Source organism: Pseudoduganella sp. jia 9 (assembly GCF_055502615.1).
In genome coordinates, this window is sequence record NZ_JBUPWE010000021.1 from 12,325 (window position 1) to 30,444 (window position 18,120).

19 protein-coding genes are annotated in these 18,120 nt (G+C 65.8%); 11 read left to right on the forward strand and 8 right to left on the reverse strand.

Annotation, left to right across the window (positions count from 1 at the left end):
- Positions 1-18: 18 nt before the first annotated feature.
- The 11 genes from ACY34H_RS24980 (at position 19) to fliR (ending at position 8,569) form a co-directional block, all read left to right on the forward strand.
- Complete coding sequence (locus ACY34H_RS24980; protein ID WP_464980170.1) at positions 19-786, forward strand: flagellar assembly protein FliH; 768 nt, start codon at positions 19-21, stop codon at positions 784-786.
- Positions 787-2,196, forward strand: coding sequence for a flagellar protein export ATPase FliI (gene fliI / locus ACY34H_RS24985; protein WP_464980171.1), 1,410 nt, complete (start codon positions 787-789; stop codon positions 2,194-2,196).
- Positions 2,197-2,230: 34 nt separating this feature from the next.
- Complete coding sequence (gene fliJ / locus ACY34H_RS24990) at positions 2,231-2,671, forward strand: flagellar export protein FliJ (RefSeq protein WP_464980172.1); 441 nt, start codon at positions 2,231-2,233, stop codon at positions 2,669-2,671.
- Positions 2,672-2,733: 62 nt separating this feature from the next.
- A complete protein-coding gene (locus tag ACY34H_RS24995) occupies positions 2,734-3,924 on the forward strand; it encodes a flagellar hook-length control protein FliK (RefSeq protein WP_464980173.1) in 1,191 nt (396 codons plus the stop codon).
- Between the two features lie 155 nt (positions 3,925-4,079).
- Positions 4,080-4,601 (forward strand): flagellar basal body-associated protein FliL, encoded by a 522-nt coding sequence (fliL, locus tag ACY34H_RS25000; RefSeq protein WP_464980174.1) that lies wholly within the window; start codon positions 4,080-4,082, stop codon positions 4,599-4,601.
- Between the two features lie 42 nt (positions 4,602-4,643).
- The gene (gene fliM, locus ACY34H_RS25005; RefSeq protein ID WP_464980175.1) at positions 4,644-5,627 is read left to right on the forward strand and encodes a flagellar motor switch protein FliM; all 984 of its coding nucleotides are present in this window, start codon (positions 4,644-4,646) and stop codon (positions 5,625-5,627) included.
- Between the two features lie 9 nt (positions 5,628-5,636).
- Positions 5,637-6,053, forward strand: coding sequence for a flagellar motor switch protein FliN (gene fliN, locus ACY34H_RS25010; protein WP_137314279.1), 417 nt, complete (start codon positions 5,637-5,639; stop codon positions 6,051-6,053).
- Positions 6,050-6,691 (forward strand): flagellar biosynthetic protein FliO, encoded by a 642-nt coding sequence (fliO, locus tag ACY34H_RS25015; protein ID WP_464980176.1) that lies wholly within the window; start codon positions 6,050-6,052, stop codon positions 6,689-6,691. The genes fliN and fliO overlap by 4 nt, the downstream gene beginning before the upstream one ends.
- Positions 6,681-7,436, forward strand: a complete 756-nt coding sequence (fliP, locus tag ACY34H_RS25020) for a flagellar type III secretion system pore protein FliP (protein WP_464980177.1) — start codon at positions 6,681-6,683, stop codon at positions 7,434-7,436. Before fliO ends, fliP begins: the two co-directional genes overlap by 11 nt.
- Positions 7,437-7,454: 18 nt before the next feature.
- Positions 7,455-7,724, forward strand: a complete 270-nt coding sequence (gene fliQ, locus ACY34H_RS25025; RefSeq protein ID WP_464980178.1) for a flagellar biosynthesis protein FliQ — start codon at positions 7,455-7,457, stop codon at positions 7,722-7,724.
- A gap of 20 nt (positions 7,725-7,744) precedes the next feature.
- Positions 7,745-8,569: a flagellar biosynthetic protein FliR gene (gene fliR / locus ACY34H_RS25030; RefSeq protein WP_464980179.1), complete on the forward strand. Its 825-nt coding sequence runs from the start codon at positions 7,745-7,747 to the stop codon at positions 8,567-8,569.
- Between the two features lie 279 nt (positions 8,570-8,848).
- On the opposite strand, the gene flgL is transcribed toward fliR, so the two are convergent.
- The 8 genes from flgL to ACY34H_RS25070 form a co-directional block, all read right to left on the reverse strand.
- Positions 8,849-10,087 carry a flagellar hook-associated protein FlgL gene (gene flgL / locus ACY34H_RS25035; RefSeq protein WP_464980180.1) on the reverse strand — a complete coding sequence of 413 codons (1,239 nt, stop codon included), beginning with the start codon at positions 10,085-10,087 and terminating at the stop codon, positions 8,849-8,851.
- A 15-nt stretch (positions 10,088-10,102) separates the two neighbouring features.
- Positions 10,103-11,995, reverse strand: coding sequence for a flagellar hook-associated protein FlgK (gene flgK, locus ACY34H_RS25040; RefSeq protein ID WP_464980181.1), 1,893 nt, complete (start codon positions 11,993-11,995; stop codon positions 10,103-10,105).
- A gap of 98 nt (positions 11,996-12,093) precedes the next feature.
- Entirely contained in the window at positions 12,094-13,080 is a 987-nt protein-coding gene (gene flgJ / locus ACY34H_RS25045) for a flagellar assembly peptidoglycan hydrolase FlgJ (protein WP_464980182.1), read from the reverse strand.
- 12 nt (positions 13,081-13,092) lie between these two features.
- Positions 13,093-14,199, reverse strand: a complete 1,107-nt coding sequence (locus ACY34H_RS25050; protein WP_464980183.1) for a flagellar basal body P-ring protein FlgI — start codon at positions 14,197-14,199, stop codon at positions 13,093-13,095.
- 1 nt (position 14,200) lies between these two features.
- Positions 14,201-14,857 carry a flagellar basal body L-ring protein FlgH gene (locus ACY34H_RS25055; protein WP_464980184.1) on the reverse strand — a complete coding sequence of 219 codons (657 nt, stop codon included), beginning with the start codon at positions 14,855-14,857 and terminating at the stop codon, positions 14,201-14,203.
- A gap of 9 nt (positions 14,858-14,866) precedes the next feature.
- Positions 14,867-15,649, reverse strand: coding sequence for a flagellar basal-body rod protein FlgG (gene flgG, locus ACY34H_RS25060; RefSeq protein ID WP_464980185.1), 783 nt, complete (start codon positions 15,647-15,649; stop codon positions 14,867-14,869).
- Positions 15,650-15,708: 59 nt separating this feature from the next.
- Positions 15,709-16,452, reverse strand: a complete 744-nt coding sequence (gene flgF / locus ACY34H_RS25065; RefSeq protein WP_464980186.1) for a flagellar basal-body rod protein FlgF — start codon at positions 16,450-16,452, stop codon at positions 15,709-15,711.
- A gap of 108 nt (positions 16,453-16,560) precedes the next feature.
- Positions 16,561-18,093, reverse strand: coding sequence for a flagellar hook protein FlgE (locus tag ACY34H_RS25070; RefSeq protein ID WP_464980187.1), 1,533 nt, complete (start codon positions 18,091-18,093; stop codon positions 16,561-16,563).
- Between the last annotated feature and the right edge of the window lie 27 nt (positions 18,094-18,120).

Genomic DNA, 18,120 nt, shown 5'->3' on the forward strand with positions numbered 1-18,120 from the left:
AGTGGCAAGAGGTAAGGCTTGGCGACTTTTCCAAAAGATGCGCAACCCGCGTTCCAGCGCTGGGAACTGAAATCGTTCGGCGACTTGCGGCCCAGCACGCTCGCGCAGCGGGAACGCGAGGAAGCCGAGGCGCGCGCGCGCGCCGAGCAGGCGGCGCAGCAGCAGGCGGCCGAGGCGGCGGCGCGCCAGGCCGAGTACGAGCGCGAGCTGAACGCACCGCCCGCGCCCGCCGGGCTGAGCGAGGAAGAGCTGGAAGCGATCCGCGAGGAAGCCCGCCAGCAGGGTTACCAGGATGGCTATGCGCAGGGCCACCGCGCCGGCGAGGATGAAGCGATCCGCGAAGGCGAGGAAGCGCTGAAGGCGGCACTGGCGCCGCTGGCCGGCCTGGCCGGCAATTTCGCCGAGGCGCTGCGCGGTGCCGACCAGCTGATCGCCAACGACGTGCTGGATCTCGCCCTGCACCTGGCGCGCAATATGCTCAAGCAGGCACTGCCGGCCAAGCCGGAGATGATCGTGCCGATCGTGCAGGATGCGATTGCCTACCTGCCCACGATGCAGAAGCCGGCCGTGCTGTTCCTCCATCCCGACGATGCGGCGATCATCCGTGGCGCCATCGGCGAGGAGCTGGACAAGGGCGGCTGGATCGTCAGCGACGACGCCACGATCGAACGGGGCGGCTGCCGCATCGATACGCCGAGCAACCAGATCGATGCCCAGGTGCAGGCACGCTGGACGCGGCTGGCGCATGCCGTCGGCAAGAACCTCGACTGGCTGGAACGCGACTAAATGGATACCCAGGTACAAGGCCCCGAGCAGCACGCCAACCGCTGGCGTTCTTACCTGCAAGACTGCGGCACGCTGCTCGACTTTGTGGAGCCGATGCAGGTGTCCGGCCGCGTCACGCGGGTAGCCGGTCTCGTCATGGAAGCGGTCGGGCTGCGCCTGGCCGTCGGTGCCGCCTGCACGGTGCCGCTGCCGGCCGGCGGCAAGGTCGAGGCCGAAGTGGTCGGCTTCGAGGGCGACCGCCTGTTCCTGATGCCGCAGAGCGACGTGGAAGGCATCGTGCCGGGCACGCGCGTGTTCCCGATCGAGCCGTCGATTCCCAAACCCGGTTCCGTCACGCACCCGCGCCGCCGTACCAGCGACCGCGCGCGGCAATTGCCGGTGGGGCCGGAACTGCTGGGCCGCGTCGTCGATGCGGCCGGCCGCCCGCTCGACGGCCTGGGGCCGATCCAGACCAGCGATTCGGCGCCGATCAATGTGCGTCCCGCCAACCCGCTGGGCCGCGCGCCGATCGTGGAAACGCTGAATGTGGGGGTACGCTGCATCAACGGCATGCTGACCGTAGGCCGAGGTCAGCGGATGGGGCTGTTCGCCGGCTCCGGCGTCGGCAAGTCGGTGCTGCTCGGCATGATGGCGCGCTATACCGAGGCGGATGTCATCGTCGTCGGGCTGATCGGCGAGCGGGGCCGCGAAGTCAAGGAATTCATCGAACACATCCTGGGCGAGGAAGGCCTGGCTCGCTCGGTCGTGGTGGCCGCGCCGGCCGATACGCCGCCGCTGATGCGCATGCAGGGCGCGGCCTACTCGACGGCCATTGCCGAGCATTTCCGCGACAAGGGCCAGGACGTGCTGCTGATCATGGATTCGCTGACCCGCTATGCGATGGCCCAGCGCGAGATCGCGCTGGCGATCGGCGAACCGCCTGCCACCAAGGGCTATCCGCCTTCCGTGTTCGCCAAGCTGCCGGTGCTGGTGGAGCGGGCCGGCAATGGCGAACTGGGCGGCGGCTCGATCACCGCCTTCTATACCGTGCTGACCGAGGGCGACGACCAGCAGGATCCGATCGCCGACTCGGCGCGCGCGATTCTCGATGGCCACATCGTGCTGAATCGGCGCCTCGCCGAAGCGGGCCACTACCCCGCCATCGACATCGAGCAATCGATCAGCCGGGCCATGCATTCGATCACGTCGCATGACCACCAGAACAAGGCGCGCCGCCTGAAGCAGCTGTTTTCCGTGTACGAACGCAGCCGCGACCTGATCGCAGTGGGCGCTTACACGCCCGGCACGGACCCGAAGATCGACGAAGCCATCAAGCTGCATGACCGCATCGAGCATTTCCTGCAACAAAAGATCACCGAGCGGGTCGACATGGCCGAGAGCTTGGAGCAATTAGCCACGCTGTTCGACTGATTGATGAATCCGGCGCTCCGTATAATTTTGCATTATGGCCTCGACATCCCAACTTGAAACCCTGATCGACATGGCCCGCACCGAGACGGACGATGCGGCCAAGCGCCTCGGCGCGGCCCTGAAGGCCGTCAGCGACGCGGAAGAAAAGCTGAACATGCTGATCGGCTATCGCGACGAATACAGCCGCAAGTTCCAGGCAACCCAGCAGGCCGGCATCACGCCGATGGCTTACCGTAACTTCCAGGCCTTCATGGAAAAGCTCGACAACGCCATCCACGGCCAGGAGGAAGTGGTGCGGCACACGCAAAGGCGCGGCGAACTGGAAAAGGCCACGTGGCAGGCGGCCGAGCGCAAGCGCGTGTCGTACTCCACGCTGCGCGACCGCGAAGCGGCCAAGCAGCAAAAAGTGGAAGCCAAGCGCGACCAGAAAGCAATGGACGAACACGCTTCACGCCAGGCGTTCTTCCGGCGCTGATTCCCGAACGCAGATTCGAAACGCAGCTCCCGATTCTTCCGCGAAACCCTATAGGCGGCCTCATGCAGACCCAATCCATTCAAAGCCAGCAGCCGAACAAGCCGCAGCCGCCAAAGAGCGCGCCGCTGCCCAGCAACGATTTCCAGGGCGCGCTGGCGCTTGAAATGGAGCGCCAGCCCGTCTGCGCGGCACCGGAACAGCCCTCCCCCGCACAAGCACAATCCCGGCAAGCCAAACCCGTCCAGGCGGCAAAGCCGGCGCAGCAGGCGCAGGGCGCCAGCCAGGCCGAGCGCGCCGATGCTTCCGCGAAGGCCGCCGAAGCCACGGCAACCGAAGGCAAGCCCGCGACGGCCGAGGCAGCGTCAGGCGAGGACACCGAGCAATCCGCGGATGACAGCGCGGACACCACCCCGGCGGCCGACCCCGCCGCCGGCATGCTGGCCATGCTGGCGGCCTATGGCCAGCTGACCGCCAAGGCAGAAGTCAAGGCCGACCTGCCCGCTTCCACAGTGGAGACGGACGCCGCCGCGCTGGCGGCGCTGCAGGCGGAGTCGACCGGCAAGGGCGGCAAGGCCACGCTGGCCGATCTCGCCGCCGACGCCCGGGCCGGCAAGGCGGATGGCATGTCCGCGCTGCAGGATGCGCTGTCGGACAAGGCCGGTGCCGGCCTCGAAACGCCCACCGGCCGGAAGGCCGCCGCATTCGATGCGCAGCTTGCCGCAAGCGTGGCCGACGCCGCGCCGGCGGCCCAGCCGGTGGCGACGCCCGCCGCGCAGGCCCTGGCCGCGACCGTGCAGGCCGCCAATACCGTGGCCGCCAGCCAGCTGCAGGCGCGCGTCGGCACCAATGCCTGGGAGCAGCAACTGGGCCAGAAAGTGGTGTGGATGGTGGCCGGCGGCGACCAGAGTGCCTCGCTGACCCTGAATCCGCCGGATCTCGGCCCGCTGCAGGTCGTGCTGAACGTATCGAACGACTCGGCCACCGCCACGTTCACGGCGCACCAGCCGGAGACCCGGCAGGCGATCGAGAACGCGCTGCCGAAACTGCGCGAGATGATGAGCGAAGCCGGCATCATGCTGGGGGACGCGTCGGTGTCCGCCGGTTCGCAGGAGCAGCAGCAGGCCTTTGCCGACCAGGCTGCCGGGAAGACCGGCGGCGGGCGCTTCGGCAATGGCGGCGAGGCGGGCGCCCAGGAAGAAGCCCGGCCGGTCATCCGCCGCACCGTTCTGGGCGCGGTCGATACCTTCGCCTGAACGAGTACCTCCCTGTACGGCAGAGCTGGCGGGTCTTTGGCCCGCTGTTTCGCGTATCCCGACGCGCCGCCTCTGCCGATAATGCCATAATGGCGATACATATCCATTAGCAAGATCGTGCGACAGCACAAGTAAAGTTGAAAGCAAAGTCAAACATGAAAGCTGACCCAAAGGCTGAAGCGGCGCCCGCCGGTGGCGGCAGCAAGAAACTGGTCATCATCCTCATCGCCGTGCTGGTGCTGGTATTGGCCGGCGGCGGCGCGGCCGCGTTCTTCCTGCTGAAGGGGGGCGACGCCGCCGAATCCGAACATGCGGAAGAAACCGCCAAGCCCAAGAAGAAAAAGAAAAAGGGCGACGAGGGTCCGCCTGTCTACGTGACCGTGGAGCCGTTCACGGTCAACCTGAACCCGGAGGAAGGCGAGCAGTACCTGCAACTGGCGTTCACGCTGCAGGTGCCGGATGCCGAGCAATCGGACGTCATCAAGAACAATATGCCGAAGGTACGCAGCCGCATCCTGCTGCTGCTGTCGTCGAAGAAGGCCTCGGAGATCAACACGCCCGAAGGCAAGGTCCAGCTGGCCAAGGAAATCCAGGCGCAGGTAAACGAGCCGTTCCAGGAACACGACTACGAGCAGGAAGTATCGGAAGTACTGTTCACCTCGTTCATTATCCAGTAAGCATCCTGCAAGTACCCATCAACACCGGAATCCAGCGGAACCATGGCGGATAATTTTCTCTCCCAGGAAGAAGTCGATGCCCTCCTGAAGGGCGTCAACGGCGACCAGGACGACGTTGCGGCGCCGGAAGAAGTCGCGGGAGTCAGAACCTACAACCTGGCCACCCAGGAGCGCATCGTGCGCGGCCGGATGCCGACGCTCGAGATCATCAACGAGCGCTTCGCCCGCCTGCTGCGCGTGGGCCTGTTCAACTTCCTGCGCCGCAGCGCGGAAGTGTCGGTGGGCTCGGTGCGGGTATCGAAATACAGCGAATTCATCCGCAACCTGGTCGTGCCGACGAACCTGAACCTGGTGCACATGAAGCCGCTGCGCGGCACGGCGCTGATGGTATTCGACCCGGGCCTCGTGTTCCTGCTGGTCGACAACCTGTTCGGCGGCGACGGCCGCTTCCATACCCGCGTGGAAGGCCGCGACTTCACGGCGACGGAGCAGCGCATCATCCTGCGCATCCTCGATATCGTGTTCGAGGCCTACACGAAATCGTGGGAACCGGTTTTCCCGGTCGAGTTCGAGTACATCCGCTCGGAAATGAACACGCAGTTCGCCAACATCGCCACGCCGAACGAAGTGGTGGTGGCGTCGACGTTCACCGTCGAACTGGGTTCGGTGTCCGGGCAAATCCACTTCTGCATGCCGTATTCGATGATCGAGCCGATCCGCGATGCGCTGACCTCGTCGCTGCAGGGCGAGGCGCTGGAAGTGGACAAGCGCTGGATCCGCCTGATGACGCAGCAGATCCAGATCGCCGAAGTGGAGCTGGTGGCGCGGCTCGGTACCGCGAAAGTCAGCTTCGACGAGATCCTGAACATGCGCGTGGGCGACGTGATTCCGCTGACTATCCCGGAAACGATCGAGGCCACGGTGGACGGCGTGCCGGTACTCGATTGCACGTACGGCGTGCTGAACGGACAATACGCGCTGAAGGTGGAGCGGCTGCTCGCCAACAGCGACAACTTAAGCAAGTAGGAGAACACCATGGCGGACAACCAGGACGATCAAAGCCTCGACGACGATTGGGGCGCGGCGATTGCCGAACAGGCCAAGGCCGAAGCGGAGGCATTGCAGAAGGAGGCCGCCACCGCTGCCGTGTTCAAGGATTTTTCCAAGGCGGCGACGCGCACGGAAACCCATAACGACATCGACTTCATCCTCGACATCCCCGTCCAGCTGACGGTGGAACTGGGCCGCACCAAGATCGCCATCAAGAACCTGCTGCAACTGGCGCAGGGCTCGGTGGTCGAACTGGACGGCCTGGCCGGCGAACCGATGGACGTGCTGGTGAACGGCTGCCTGATCGCACAGGGCGAGGTGGTGGTGGTGAACGACAAGTTCGGTATCCGCCTCACCGACATCATCACTCCTTCCGAACGCATCCGAAAACTGAATAAATGAAGCGTGTCCTGGTTTCCGCACTGCTGGCGGGCGGCATCCTCGCCGGCAGCGTCGCGTCCGCGCAGGCGCCCGCGCCTGCCCCCGCAACTGCGCCCGCGCCTGCCCCCGTCATCACCAATCCCGCCGACCGCGCCGTCGCCCCCGTGAAGGCCGGCGAACCGGCCACCGTCGTGTCGCCCGAACAGGCGCCGGCGCCGGGCCCGGTGCCGCCGCCCGCCGCCACGCCGGAACAGCAGGCCGTGCTGGCCGGTGCCCGCAGCGCCACGCCGGCCGCCATGCCCGCGGCCCCGTCTGCCGCGGGCAGCCTGCTGCAGACGGTCGTCGCGCTGGCGTTCGTGCTGGCCATCCTGGTTGGCCTGGCGTGGGCACTGAAGCGCTTCGGTCCGCGCAACGTCACCGGCGGCAGTACCGTGAAACTGGTCGGCGCGCTGTCGGTGGGCGCGCGCGAACGGATCCTGGTCGTCGAGGTCGGCGACCAGTGGATCGTCGTCGGCGCCTCGCCGGGCCGCATGAATGCGCTGGCCACGCTGCCGCGGCAGGAAGGCGATGCCGCCGCCCCGGCCGGGCAGCATGCGCTGCCGGCGACCCATTTCTCGGAATGGTTCAAGCAAACGATTGAAAAGCGCAATGGCAAGTAATCTCAAGCGCGCGGCTGTCGCGCTGCCGGCGCTCGCGGCTTTGTTCCTGCCGCTGATGGCGGCCGCCGAACCGACGATCCCCGCCTTCACCAGCACGCCGGCGCCGGGCGGCGGTGTCCAGTACGGGCTGACGCTGCAGACGCTGATCCTGATGACGGCGCTGACGTTCCTGCCGGCCGTGCTGCTGATGATGACGGGCTTTACGCGCATCGTGATCGTGCTGTCGCTGCTGCGGCAGGCGCTGGGCACGCAGTCGGCACCACCGAACCAGGTAGTGGTCGGGCTGGCGCTGTTCCTGACGTTCTTCGTGATGGGCCCCACCTTCGACCGCATCTATACCGAGGCCTACCAGCCCTTGCAGGCGAACCAGATCACGATGCAGCAGGCCATCGAGCGCGGCGCGGCGCCGCTGAAAACCTTCATGCTCAAGCAAACCCGGCAGGCCGACCTGGCACTGTTCGTGAAGATCTCGCGCAGCCCGGCGCTGCAGGGCCCGGAAGACGTGCCGATGCGGATCCTGGTGCCGGCCTTCATCACCAGCGAACTGAAGACGGCGTTCCAGATCGGCTTCGCGATCTTCATCCCGTTCCTGATCATCGACATGGTGGTCGCTTCCGTGCTGATGTCGATGGGCATGATGATGATGTCGCCGGCCGTGATCTCTCTGCCGTTCAAGCTGATGCTGTTCGTGCTGGTCGACGGCTGGCAACTGCTGCTGGGCTCACTGTCCCAGAGTTTTTACTGAATTGACCGAAGGACGACGATGACCCCGGAAACCGTGATGACGATGGGCCGCCACGCCATGGAAGTGACGCTGATGGTCGCCGCGCCGCTGCTGCTGGTCGCGCTCGTCATCGGCCTGGTCGTGTCGATCTTCCAGGCCGCCACGCAGATCAACGAATCGACGCTGTCGTTCATTCCGAAACTCGTCGGCGTGTTTGTCGCGCTGGTGGTGGCCGGGCCGTGGATGATCAGCGTGATGACCGACTACATGCGCGAGATGTTCGGCGGCATTCCGGGCCTGGTCGGCTGACGCCGCGCTTCCTTCATCCCATGCTGGCCCTGACGCTTGCCGACATCAACACGTATATTACCGGCTTCATCTGGCCGCTGACGCGTGTGCTGGGGCTGGTCGCCGCATCGCCCGTGTTCGGCAACGCCCGCGTGCCGCGCACCGCCCGGCTCGGCTTCGGCGTGGTGGTGGCGATGGCCATCGCGCCGCTGGTGCCGGCGGTACCGGCCGCCGATCCCGCGTCATGGGAAGGCTTGCTGATCCTGGCAAAGGAACTGATCACCGGCGTCATGATGGGCTTCGCCATGCGCCTCGTGTTTGCCGCCGTGGAAATGGCCGGCGAGATCAGCAGCCTGACGATGGGCCTGGGCTTTGCCAGCTTCTTCGACCCGATGTCGCAGGGCCGCTCGTCGGCCATCTCGCAGTTCCTGACCTGGATCGCCACGCTGACGCTGCTGGTCGCCAATGTGCACCTGTGGCTGCTCGAAGCGCTGGCCGAAAGCTTCTTCACCCTGCCCATCTCCGGCCGCATGTTCCACGGCGGCGGCTTCTGGGACCTGGCGCTGTGGGGCGCGAAGATCTTCTCGGCGGGAGTGCAGCTGTCGCTGCCGATCGTTGCCGCGCTACTGATCGCCAACGTCGCGCTCGGCGTCCTCACGCGCGCCGCCCCGCAACTGAACCTGTTCGGCATCGGCTTCCCGATCACGCTGGGCGTCGGCTTCATCGTGCTGATGATCGCCCTTCCCTACCTCGCCACCCCGCTCGTCAACCTGCTCGGCCAGGGCGCCGAGAAAGCGCAGATGATCCCCCGCGCCTTGCAGGGCGAAGGCAACATCGCCCCGCGCCCCCAGCCCCCCGTCCGCTAAGCAAAACTGGGGACGGACCCCTGTTTCCTGGAAATTCCCTGCCAAGGATCTCCGCCGCCAAAAATTGCTTATAAACCAGGGTACGTCCCCAGTTTTGCCCCAAAAATTGCCTCTAAACCAGGGTACGTCCCCAGTTTCGAAATTGGGGACGTACCCCTGTTTCCAGGAAATTTCCTGCCAAGGATCTCCGCCGCCAAAAATTGCTTCTAAACCAGGGTACGTCCCCAGTTTTGCCCCAAACATTGCTTCTAAACCAGGGTACGTCCCCAGTTTTGCTGGTCAGATGTAGTTGAACAGCGAGAGCTGGGTGGCGGAGCGGAAGGTTTGCTGGGCTGCCTGCAGGCTGGTGGTCTGCTGCTGGAAGAGCGATACCGCGGCGATCTGGCCGCGCGGGGTCAGGCCGACCAGGTTGGTGATCTGGTCGATGTACTGGATGTCCAGCGCCGAGCCCGCCTCGTCGAGCGAATCCAATTCGTTCAGACGCGAGCCGACCGAGGCGACCACGGACAGCATATTGTCCTGCGCGTTCTGCAGGTTCTGGTTGGCCGTATTCAGCGCGTTGGTCAGTTGTGCCCCCGCGGTCGGGCCCGAACTGGGACTGCGCAGTGCCGTGATCACGTCGCGGATCGTCGTGAAGACGGACTGGTTCTTGCTGGGCTCGACCGTGAAGATGTCGCCATTGGCCGGCGCGCCGGCGATGTCGAAGGTAAGGCCGTCGAACGTGATCGGCTCGCCGGGTTTGAAGTCGGTGGCCGGCAGGGCCTCGGTGCCGTCGGTGGTGTTGGTGACCGAGAACTGCACCGCGCCGGTGGTGGCGTCCTTCGTGAAATTGATCTTGTAGTTATCGCCGGTCAGCGCGCTGGCATCGATGACCGAACCCGGCGCGATGATGCCGGTACCGCCCCGTGCCGCGTTGCCCGGATCGGCCCTGGTCTGGAAGGTGCCGTTGCCGGTCAGGTTCTGCTCGAAGATCTGGCTGCCCGATGCGCTGATCGCCATCTGCCGGCCCGAGCCCACCTGCAGCTCGCGCTGCCCCTGGTCGCCAAAATACGTGGCCCCGGTGCCTGTCAATGCGAACGGCTGCGTGTTGGTCTTGAAGCCCGAGAACAGGTAGCCGCCGGTGCCGTCGGCCGTGTTGGCCTGACCCAGCAGGTCGTTCATGTAGCCTTCCAGCGCCGTGGCGATCGCGTCACGGTCGGACTGGACCTGGCCGGGATTACCGGCCCGCACCACCTCAGCCAGGATGTCTTCCATGACGGTGCTGACGGTATCCATGACCGTGTCGACCAGGCTCAGCGAACCAAGCGCGTTCTGCCGGTTCAGCTCGAACTGCTCGTTCATCTGCTGCGACTGGGTCACTTCGAGCGCACGCGCCGATGCCACCGGATCATCGGCCGGCGTCAGCACGCGGCGGTCGGTGGACAGCTGCATCTGCGTGCGCAGCATGTTCCCCTGCAGATTCGCCATCTGCGACACGTTGCGGTCGTACATCGTCTGGGTACTGATACGGATTGCCATGATCAACCTCGAGAATTACTGTGAGATCGACAGCAGCGTGTCGAACAATGTTCCAGCCACCTGCATCACCTTGCCGGCCGCCTGGTATGCCTGCTGGTAGCGCAGCAGGTCGGCCGCTTCCTCGTCGAGGTTGACGCCGGATACGCTCTGCTGCGCGGCGATTGCCTGGTCGACGGCGGTTTCGCTGGCGGCGCTGCCCACCTGCATCTCGCGCGTCTTGTTGCCGACGAAGTTCACGGTGGCCGCGTAGCCGCCCTGGAACGTCGCCGTGCCGTTGTTCAGGATATTCCGGGTCTGCAGGCCGGCCAGCAGGACGCCGTTGCGGCCGTCGCCGACACCGCTCGTGTTCGGACCGATCGTGAACTTGTCGCCGTTCTGCGGCGTGCCGGAAATCGAGAAATCGATGCCGCCGAAGCTGAGCGGCCCGCCTTCCGTGTAGGCCACCGAACTGCCGTCAGGGAAGCCGGTAATCCGGCCGTTGTTGAACGTCAGGGTCACCGGCGCCGTCAGCGGATTGGCGACATAGGCCTCGTTGACCACGCCGGGGCTGATCGTGCCGTTGCCGGAATTGGTCGTCGGCACCGAAGTGGCCACCGGTGCCGCCAGCGCGATCTTGCGGTAATCCGTGATCGCCACGTCGAAATTGGCCGCGGCCGTGTACGTGGGGCGCACCTGCATCCGGTCGCCCGACTGCGGCGCGCCGGTGAAGGTGTACGTGACGCCATCGATTTCCTGCGGCACCGCCGGGTTGGTGATCGCCGTCACCGCGCCGTCCGAGCGCGTGACCGTGTAGCGCGCGGGCGTGCCACCGTAATTCACTTCGTAGTCGAGGCCGGTCAGCGCCCTCGCGTCGGTGATCGACGCGTCGATCTCGGCCGTGCTGAGCGGCGAATTGCGCGCGTCATAGCCGACATAGCCCTTCAGCGGCGTGAAGAAATCGCCGCCCAGGTCGCCGTTCAGGTCTTGCCCGAGCCGGTGCTGTTCATTGAACGCCTGCGTCAGCCCGGCAGCCACCTGGCCGATCTGGTTCTGCACGCGGTCCAGCGACTCGCGGCGGAAATCCATCACGCCACCCAGCGCACCGCCGGCAAACGTGTCGTCGGCGATGATGGTGCTGCGGCCGGTGGCCGGGTACGACACCACCATGCGCCCCGGATCGGTCGGCGACTGCACGGCCGCCATCTCCAGGTGGCTGGTACCCACCACCAGCGGCTGGCCCGAGCCGAACGTGATGTTCAGCATGTTGTTGTCCGATGGCAGCACGGTGATCTTCACCTGCTGGTTCAGCTCGCGCACCAGCCGGTCGCGCTGGTCCAGCAAATCGTTCGGCGGGTTCAGCGGATCGGTCGTCAGCGCGGAAATCTGGTTGTTCAGGTTGGCGATTTGCGCCGCGTACGAGTTGATGCCGTTGACGGTGTTCGTGATCGTCGTGTTGACGCCATCCTGCAGCTCCTGCAACCGGCCCGACACTTCATGGAAGCGCGCCGCCAGCGTTTCGGCGCCCGACAGCATCGACGTGCGCGACGACTGCAGCGACGGCGTCGAGTTGGCCGTCTGCACGCCGCGGAAGAAATCCTGCAGCGCCGGCGACAGCCCGATCGTCGAGTCGCTCAGCATGTTGTCGATCTGGCTGATCTGGCTGAGGTAGGCGTCGACCGAACCCTGCGTCGACTGCGCGTTCATTACCTGCTTGTTCAGGAAATCGTCGTAATAGCGCTTGATCTGTGCCACCTGCGTGCCGGTGCCCACATAGCCCACGCCCTGGCTCAGCGGCGGCAGCGTCGACTGCACGATGCCCTGGCGCGTGTAACCCGGCACGCTCGAGTTCGTGATGTTGTGGCCAGTGGTGGCGATGCCGGCCTGCGCCGCCAGCAAGCCGGTCCTGCCGATGCTGAGTAGATTGCTCATGCTTACGCTCTTTCCTGATGTGACTAGTTTACGGCAATACGGCGCAGAACTTGAGTTGCCGCAAAGCTAACGTGCGCGGCCAGGTCCTCCGCGGCGCGTTACACCAGCGTCTTGTTGATCACGGCAGCCAGCTTCGCCGCGTAGTTCGGGTCGGTGGCGTAGCCGGCCTTCTGCAGGTTGCGCGCGAAGGCGGCGGCGTCGCCTGCGCTGGCCAGCACTTTTTCGTAGCGCGGGTTATCCGTGATGAGCCTTGCATAATCCTTGAAGCTCTCCGCATAGCTGTCGTAGGCGCGGAAGCGTTCGATCTTGCGCTGCGGCCGGCCGTTGACATACTCGGTGGTGGCCACGTCCACCGTCTTGCCCTTCCAGTCGCTGCCGGCCTTGATGCCGAACAGGTTATGGCTGCTGGCGCCGTTGGCACCCTTGATCTCGCGCCGCCCCCAGCCGCTTTCCAGCGCGGCCTGGCCCAGCATGAACTTGGCCGGGATGCCGGTGGCGCGGCTGGCTTCCTCGGCGTGGCTGGCCAGCTTGTCGGAAAAAGCGCGCACGTGCGCGTGGCGCGACGTGCTTGGCGCCACCTCGCTGGCTGCCGCATTCACCACCCCGGTGCCCCCCGCCCTGGCAGCCTGGGCAGCGTTCCCGCCAGCCGCATCGATCGAGCGCTGCAGCCTGGCCGCATCGAGCATCGACTTCGTGAAGCCGCCGTCCGGCACGCCTGCGCCCGGCGCGGCCGCGGCATCCATGCCGCTCAGGCCGGCGGTCTTCGACAGTTGCCGCACCAGCACGTCCGCCAGCCCGACGCCTTTTTTCGCGATGTTCTGGCTGGTCTGCTGGTCCAGCATCGTGGTGAACATCTTCGTCTGCGAATTGTCCAGCAGGCCTTCCTGCGGCGTGGCATCGCGCATGCTCTTCAACATCATGTTGACGAACATGGCCTCGAATTGCGTGGCCGCCCCCTTCAGCGCCTCGGGCGAGCCCGCCCGGGCGCCCTGGCGCAGCTCCGAGAGGCCCTTGTTATCCAGGGCAAAATTGGACGAAAGGTCGGTGGCGGAAAGATCGGTCGGTGTGCTGGTCTGGCGGATCATGGCGTTCCCCGGTCAGATGATTTCGAGTTCGGCGCGCAGCGCCCCGGATGCCTTCATCGCCTGCAGGATCGCCAGCAGGTCCTGCGGCGAGGCGCCGATCGCGTTCAGCGCCTTGACCACGTCGGCCAGCTGGGCGCCCGCCTGCAGTTGCAGCACCTTGCCCGGCGCCTGCTGGATGTCGACGGCGCCCGGCTGCGTGACGGCGGTCTGCCCGCCGGACAGCGGTCCCGGCTGGCTGACCTGCGTGTCCGGCGAGACCGACACCTGCAGGTTGCCGTGCGAGACGGCGCATGCCTGCAACGTGACCGCCTGGTTCATCACCACCGAACCGGTGCGGGCATTCATGATCACCTTGGCCGCCAGCGCGGCCGGCTGCACGTCCAGCTCTTCCAGCTGGCCGATGAAGGCCACGCGCTGGTCCGAGGCGGCAGGCGATGTCACGCGGATCACCCGGCCATCCAGCGCATAGGCCACGCCGGCGCCGAAACGGTTGTTGATGGCGGTGACCACGCGGCTGGTGGTGGCGAAATCGGCATTCTTCAGTTCCAGGCGGATCTGGCCACCCTCGCCCAGCGCCGTCGGCACGGCGCGCTCGACGGTGGCGCCATTGTTGATGCGTCCCACCGACAGGTGGTTGACGACGGTGGAAGCACCGCCGCCCGGCGCCTGTGCGCCGACGCCGCCGACCACGAGGTTGCCTTGTGCCATGCCGTAGACCTGGCCATCCGCGCCTTTCAGCGGCGTCATCAGCAAGGTGCCGCCGCGCAGGCTGCGCGCATTGCCCAGCGACGACACCGTGACGTCGAGCTGCTGGCCTGGCTGGGCGAACGCCGGCAGCGACGTGGTCACCATCACGGCGGCCACGTTGCGCAGTTGCAGCTGCGAGCCCGACGGCAGCGTCACGCCCAGCTGCTGCAGCATCGACGCCACGCTCTGGATCGTAAACGGGGTTTGCGTGGTCTGGTCGCCGCTGCCGTCCAGGCCCACCACGAGGCCGTAGCCCATCAGCTGGTTTTCCCGCACGCCGGCGATGCTGGCGAGGTCTTTCAGGCGCTCGGCCTGGACGGCCGGTGCCAGCAGGGACAATCCGAAGGCCAGCGCTGCGATGAGTTTTTTCATATTAGAACGGCAACAGGCTCAGGAAGAACCGCGACGCCATCGATGTCAGCTCGGCGCGGTCCAGGTGGGTATTGGTGCGGTACTCGACGCGCGCATCGGCGATCGCCGTGGACGGCACCGAGTTGCCGGCGCCGATCGTATCGGGATTGACCGTGCCGGAGATGCGGATGAACTCGGTTCCCTTGTCCATCGCGATCTGCTTTTCGCCGGCCACCACCAGGTTCCCGTTCGGCAGCACTTCGACGACTGTCACGCCCAGCGTGCCGGTAAACGCGTTGCTGGCCGTCTGCGCGGCCGAGTCGGCATAGTTGTTGTCCGTTTCGGTGGCCAGGCGCGCGCCCAGGCGGCCCTGCAGCGGGCCGGGAATGCCGATGCCGACGCCACCGGTGCGGGTGGCCGAACTGGTGCCGTTCTTGTTGGCGGTGGTGCGCTCGGTAATGATGACGTTGATGATGTCACCCACCAGGCGGCCGCGGCGGTCTTCAAACACGGGCCGGAAGGTCTGCGCCTGGTAGATCGCGCCGTTCGCAGGGACGTTGACCGGCATCGGCGGGATCGGCCGCGCGGAAGTGGGGCCGGCCACGATCGATGGCGGTTCGCTGGCGCAGCCGGCCAGCAGGGTGGCGGCCGCGGCAATGGTGAAAACGCAGTACTTCATGGCGGATCCTTACAGCTGCGACAGGCGCTGCAGCATCTGGTCCGAGGTGGTGATGGCCTTGCTGTTGATCTCGTAGGCGCGCTGCGTCTGGATCATGTTGACCATTTCCTCGACCACGTTGACATTCGACACTTCCACGTACCCTTGCAGGATCTGTCCCAGGCCGTTGGCGCCCGGCGCGTTGGCTTGCGGCGCGCCGGAGGCGCCGGTCTCCAGGTACAGGTTTTCGCCGATCGATTCCAGCCCGGTGGGGTTGATGAACGATGCCAGCTGCAGGTTGCCGATCTGCTGCGCGGCGGCCTGGCCGGGCAGCTGCACGGTCACCGTGCCATCCTTGGCCACGTTGATTTCATCGGCATCGATGGGGATCGTGATCGGCGGTTGCAGCGCGTAGCCGCTGGAGGTGACCATCTGGCCATTGCTGTCGCGCTGGAACGAACCATCGCGCGTGTAGGCGGAGGTACCGTCAGGCAGCAGCACGGTGAAGAAGCCGTTGCCGTTGATCATCAGGTCCTTGTCGTTGCCGGTGGCCTGGGGATTGCCCTGCGTGTGGATGCGTTCGATCGCCACGGGGCGCACGCCGGTACCTTGCTGCAGGCCGGACGGCAACTGGGTCTGCTGCGACGAACTGGCGCCGGGCTGGCGCACGTTCTGGTACAGCAGGTCTTCAAAGACCGCGCGCGATTTCTTGAAGCCGTTGGTGCTGACGTTGGCGAGGTTGTTCGCCACCGTATCCATCTGCGTCTGTTGCGCTTCCATGCCGGTCTTGGCAATCCAGAGCGAACGTATCATGTGCTTTCTCCCTGCCCCGCGGGGCTTTCATCCACGAAAGCATTATGCGACGAGAGATATCAGTTCAAAGCAAGGATCTGGGCGGCTTTCGCGGCGTTATTCTCGGCGTTCTTCAGGAGGCTCATTTGCGTCTCGAACGACCGTGCCAGGGTGATCATGCTGACCATCGCATCGACCGGGTTGACGTTGCTGAGCTCCAGGCAGCCGTCCGCCACGCGCACTGCCGGGTCGGCGGCGGCCGGCTCACCGGACTGCTGGCGGAACAGGCCATCGTCGCCGCGCACCAGCCCGGCCACGTCGGGATTGACCAGTTTCAGCCGGCCGATGATATTGGTCGGCCCGGCCTGCACCTGGCTGGCATCGATGCCGCTGACGGTGCCGTCGCCGGCGATCGAGATATTGGTATTGGGCGGTACGGCGATCGGGCCGTTCTCGCCCTGCAGCGTCAGGCCGCTGGAGGTCTGCAGCAGGCCGTTCTCGCTGACCTTGAAACTGCCGTTGCGGGTATACGCTTCGGAACCGTCGGCCGACTGCACCGCGAACCAGCCGTCGCCGCGGATCGCCACGTCCATCGGCCGCCCGGTGGTCTCCATCGGCCCGGCACGGAAATCCGAGCCGACCGTGTTGTCGACCACGAAGGTCCGGGTCGGCATCCCTTCCGATACCACGGGCACGGCGCGGAAGGCGTCGAGCTGGGCGCGAAAGCCAACCGTGGTGGCATTGGCCAGGTTGTTCGACGTGGTGGCCTGCTGGTCCAGGATGTGCCTGGCGCCAGTCATTGCCGTGTAGATCAGGCGGTCCATGCTTGCTCCTTGTGCTTTCCACTGCAAAAAACTGGGGACGTACCCCTGTTTCTGAGAAATTTCCTTAAAACAGGGGTCCGTCCCCGGTTTTTGCGCTGTTGATGTTTATCAGCGCAGGTTGATCAGCGTCTGCAGCACCGAATCCTCGGTCTTGATGGTCTGCGCATTGGCCTGGTAGACGCGCTGGGCGGTGATCATGTCGACCAGCTGCTCGGTCAGGTCGACGTTCGACGACTCCACCGACGAGGCGCGCAGCTGCCCCATGCCGCCGGTGTTCGGCGTGCCGATCTGCGGCACGCCGGAGGCGCCGCTCTCGGCCCAGGCGTTGTTGCCCAACGGGGTCAGGTTGTCCACGCTGGCGAAGTCGGCCAGCACGACCTGGCCCAGCGCACGCGACTTGCCATTGCTGTACTGGCCCATGATGATGCCGTTCTCGTCGGCGGCGAAGCGCTGCAGGCTGCCGGACGAATAGCCGTCCTGCGTGGAATTCTTCTCGCTGGTGGGGGTGCCGTACTGCGTGCTGCCGTCGAACGTCAGGGTGATCGGGATATCCAGCACGGCGCCATTGTCCGGGAATACCGGCAGGTTCACGTCGAACGGCAGCGTGAAGCCGGCGGCCTGCATGGCGGCCGAGTCGACCAGGCCGTTCTTCGTGAAGATCAGCGTGCCGGCCTTTTCGGCCGGCACGTTGACGGCGGCGGCGAACGCGGCATCGATCATGTCCGGCGTATTGCTGGCCACGTTGCCCACGCTGGTGGCCGGGGCGTACAGTGCGGCGATCTGGGCCAGCGCGGCGGCCGATGCGCCTTCCCTGGTGGCGGCGGCCGTGACGGCGGTGCCGACCGCGGTGGCATACGCCTGGCGCGCGGCGACGATTGCCGCGGCGTCGCCGCCGGTCACCGCCGTGTTGTAGGCCGTGCGGGCGGCGACGACGGGCTCGCTGCCGACGACGTCGCGCATCACGGCCTGCGAGTTGACCTGCACGCCGTCGTTCGCCACGTAAACGTCCCAGGTGCTGCCGCCGGTGCGCACGTAGTACAGGCCCATCGTGTGCTCGTTGCCAAGCGAATCGTAGACCGGAATCACGGTCTGCTTGTTGTAGGTGCGCGGATCGCCGGCATCGAACGGCTGCACGGTTGGCGTGGTGGAATTGGACGACAGGTTGATCTGGAAGTTCGCCCGCGTGGTCTGCACCGGCGCCAGGTCGGCCGCGTCGATCTGCAACGGCACCGGTGCGCCCTGCAGGATCTGGCCATCCACGGTAGCCAGGTAGCCGGTCAGCGCCGCGCCCTGCGCGTTGACGATCGTGCCCGTGTTATCGAGCAGGAACTGGCCGTTGCGGGTGTACTGGATCGCACCATCCTGCACGGTGCGGAAGAAGCCGGCGCCGTTGATCGAAATGTCCAGCGGGTTGTTGGTGGTCTCGATGTTACCTTGCGAGAATTGCTGCGCAAGGCGCGCCACCGTCACGCCGATGCCGGGATTGCGGCCGCTGATGCCGTTCAGCGAATTCGCGTAGATGTCCGCGAACTGCGCTTCGGTGCTCTTGAAGCCGACCGTGCTGGCGTTGGCGACGTTGTTGCCGATGACGTCGAGCTGCGTGGAGGCGGCGTTCAGGCCGCTGAGACCTTGCTGGAACATGGTGTCCTCTGAATGAAATCGTTGTGT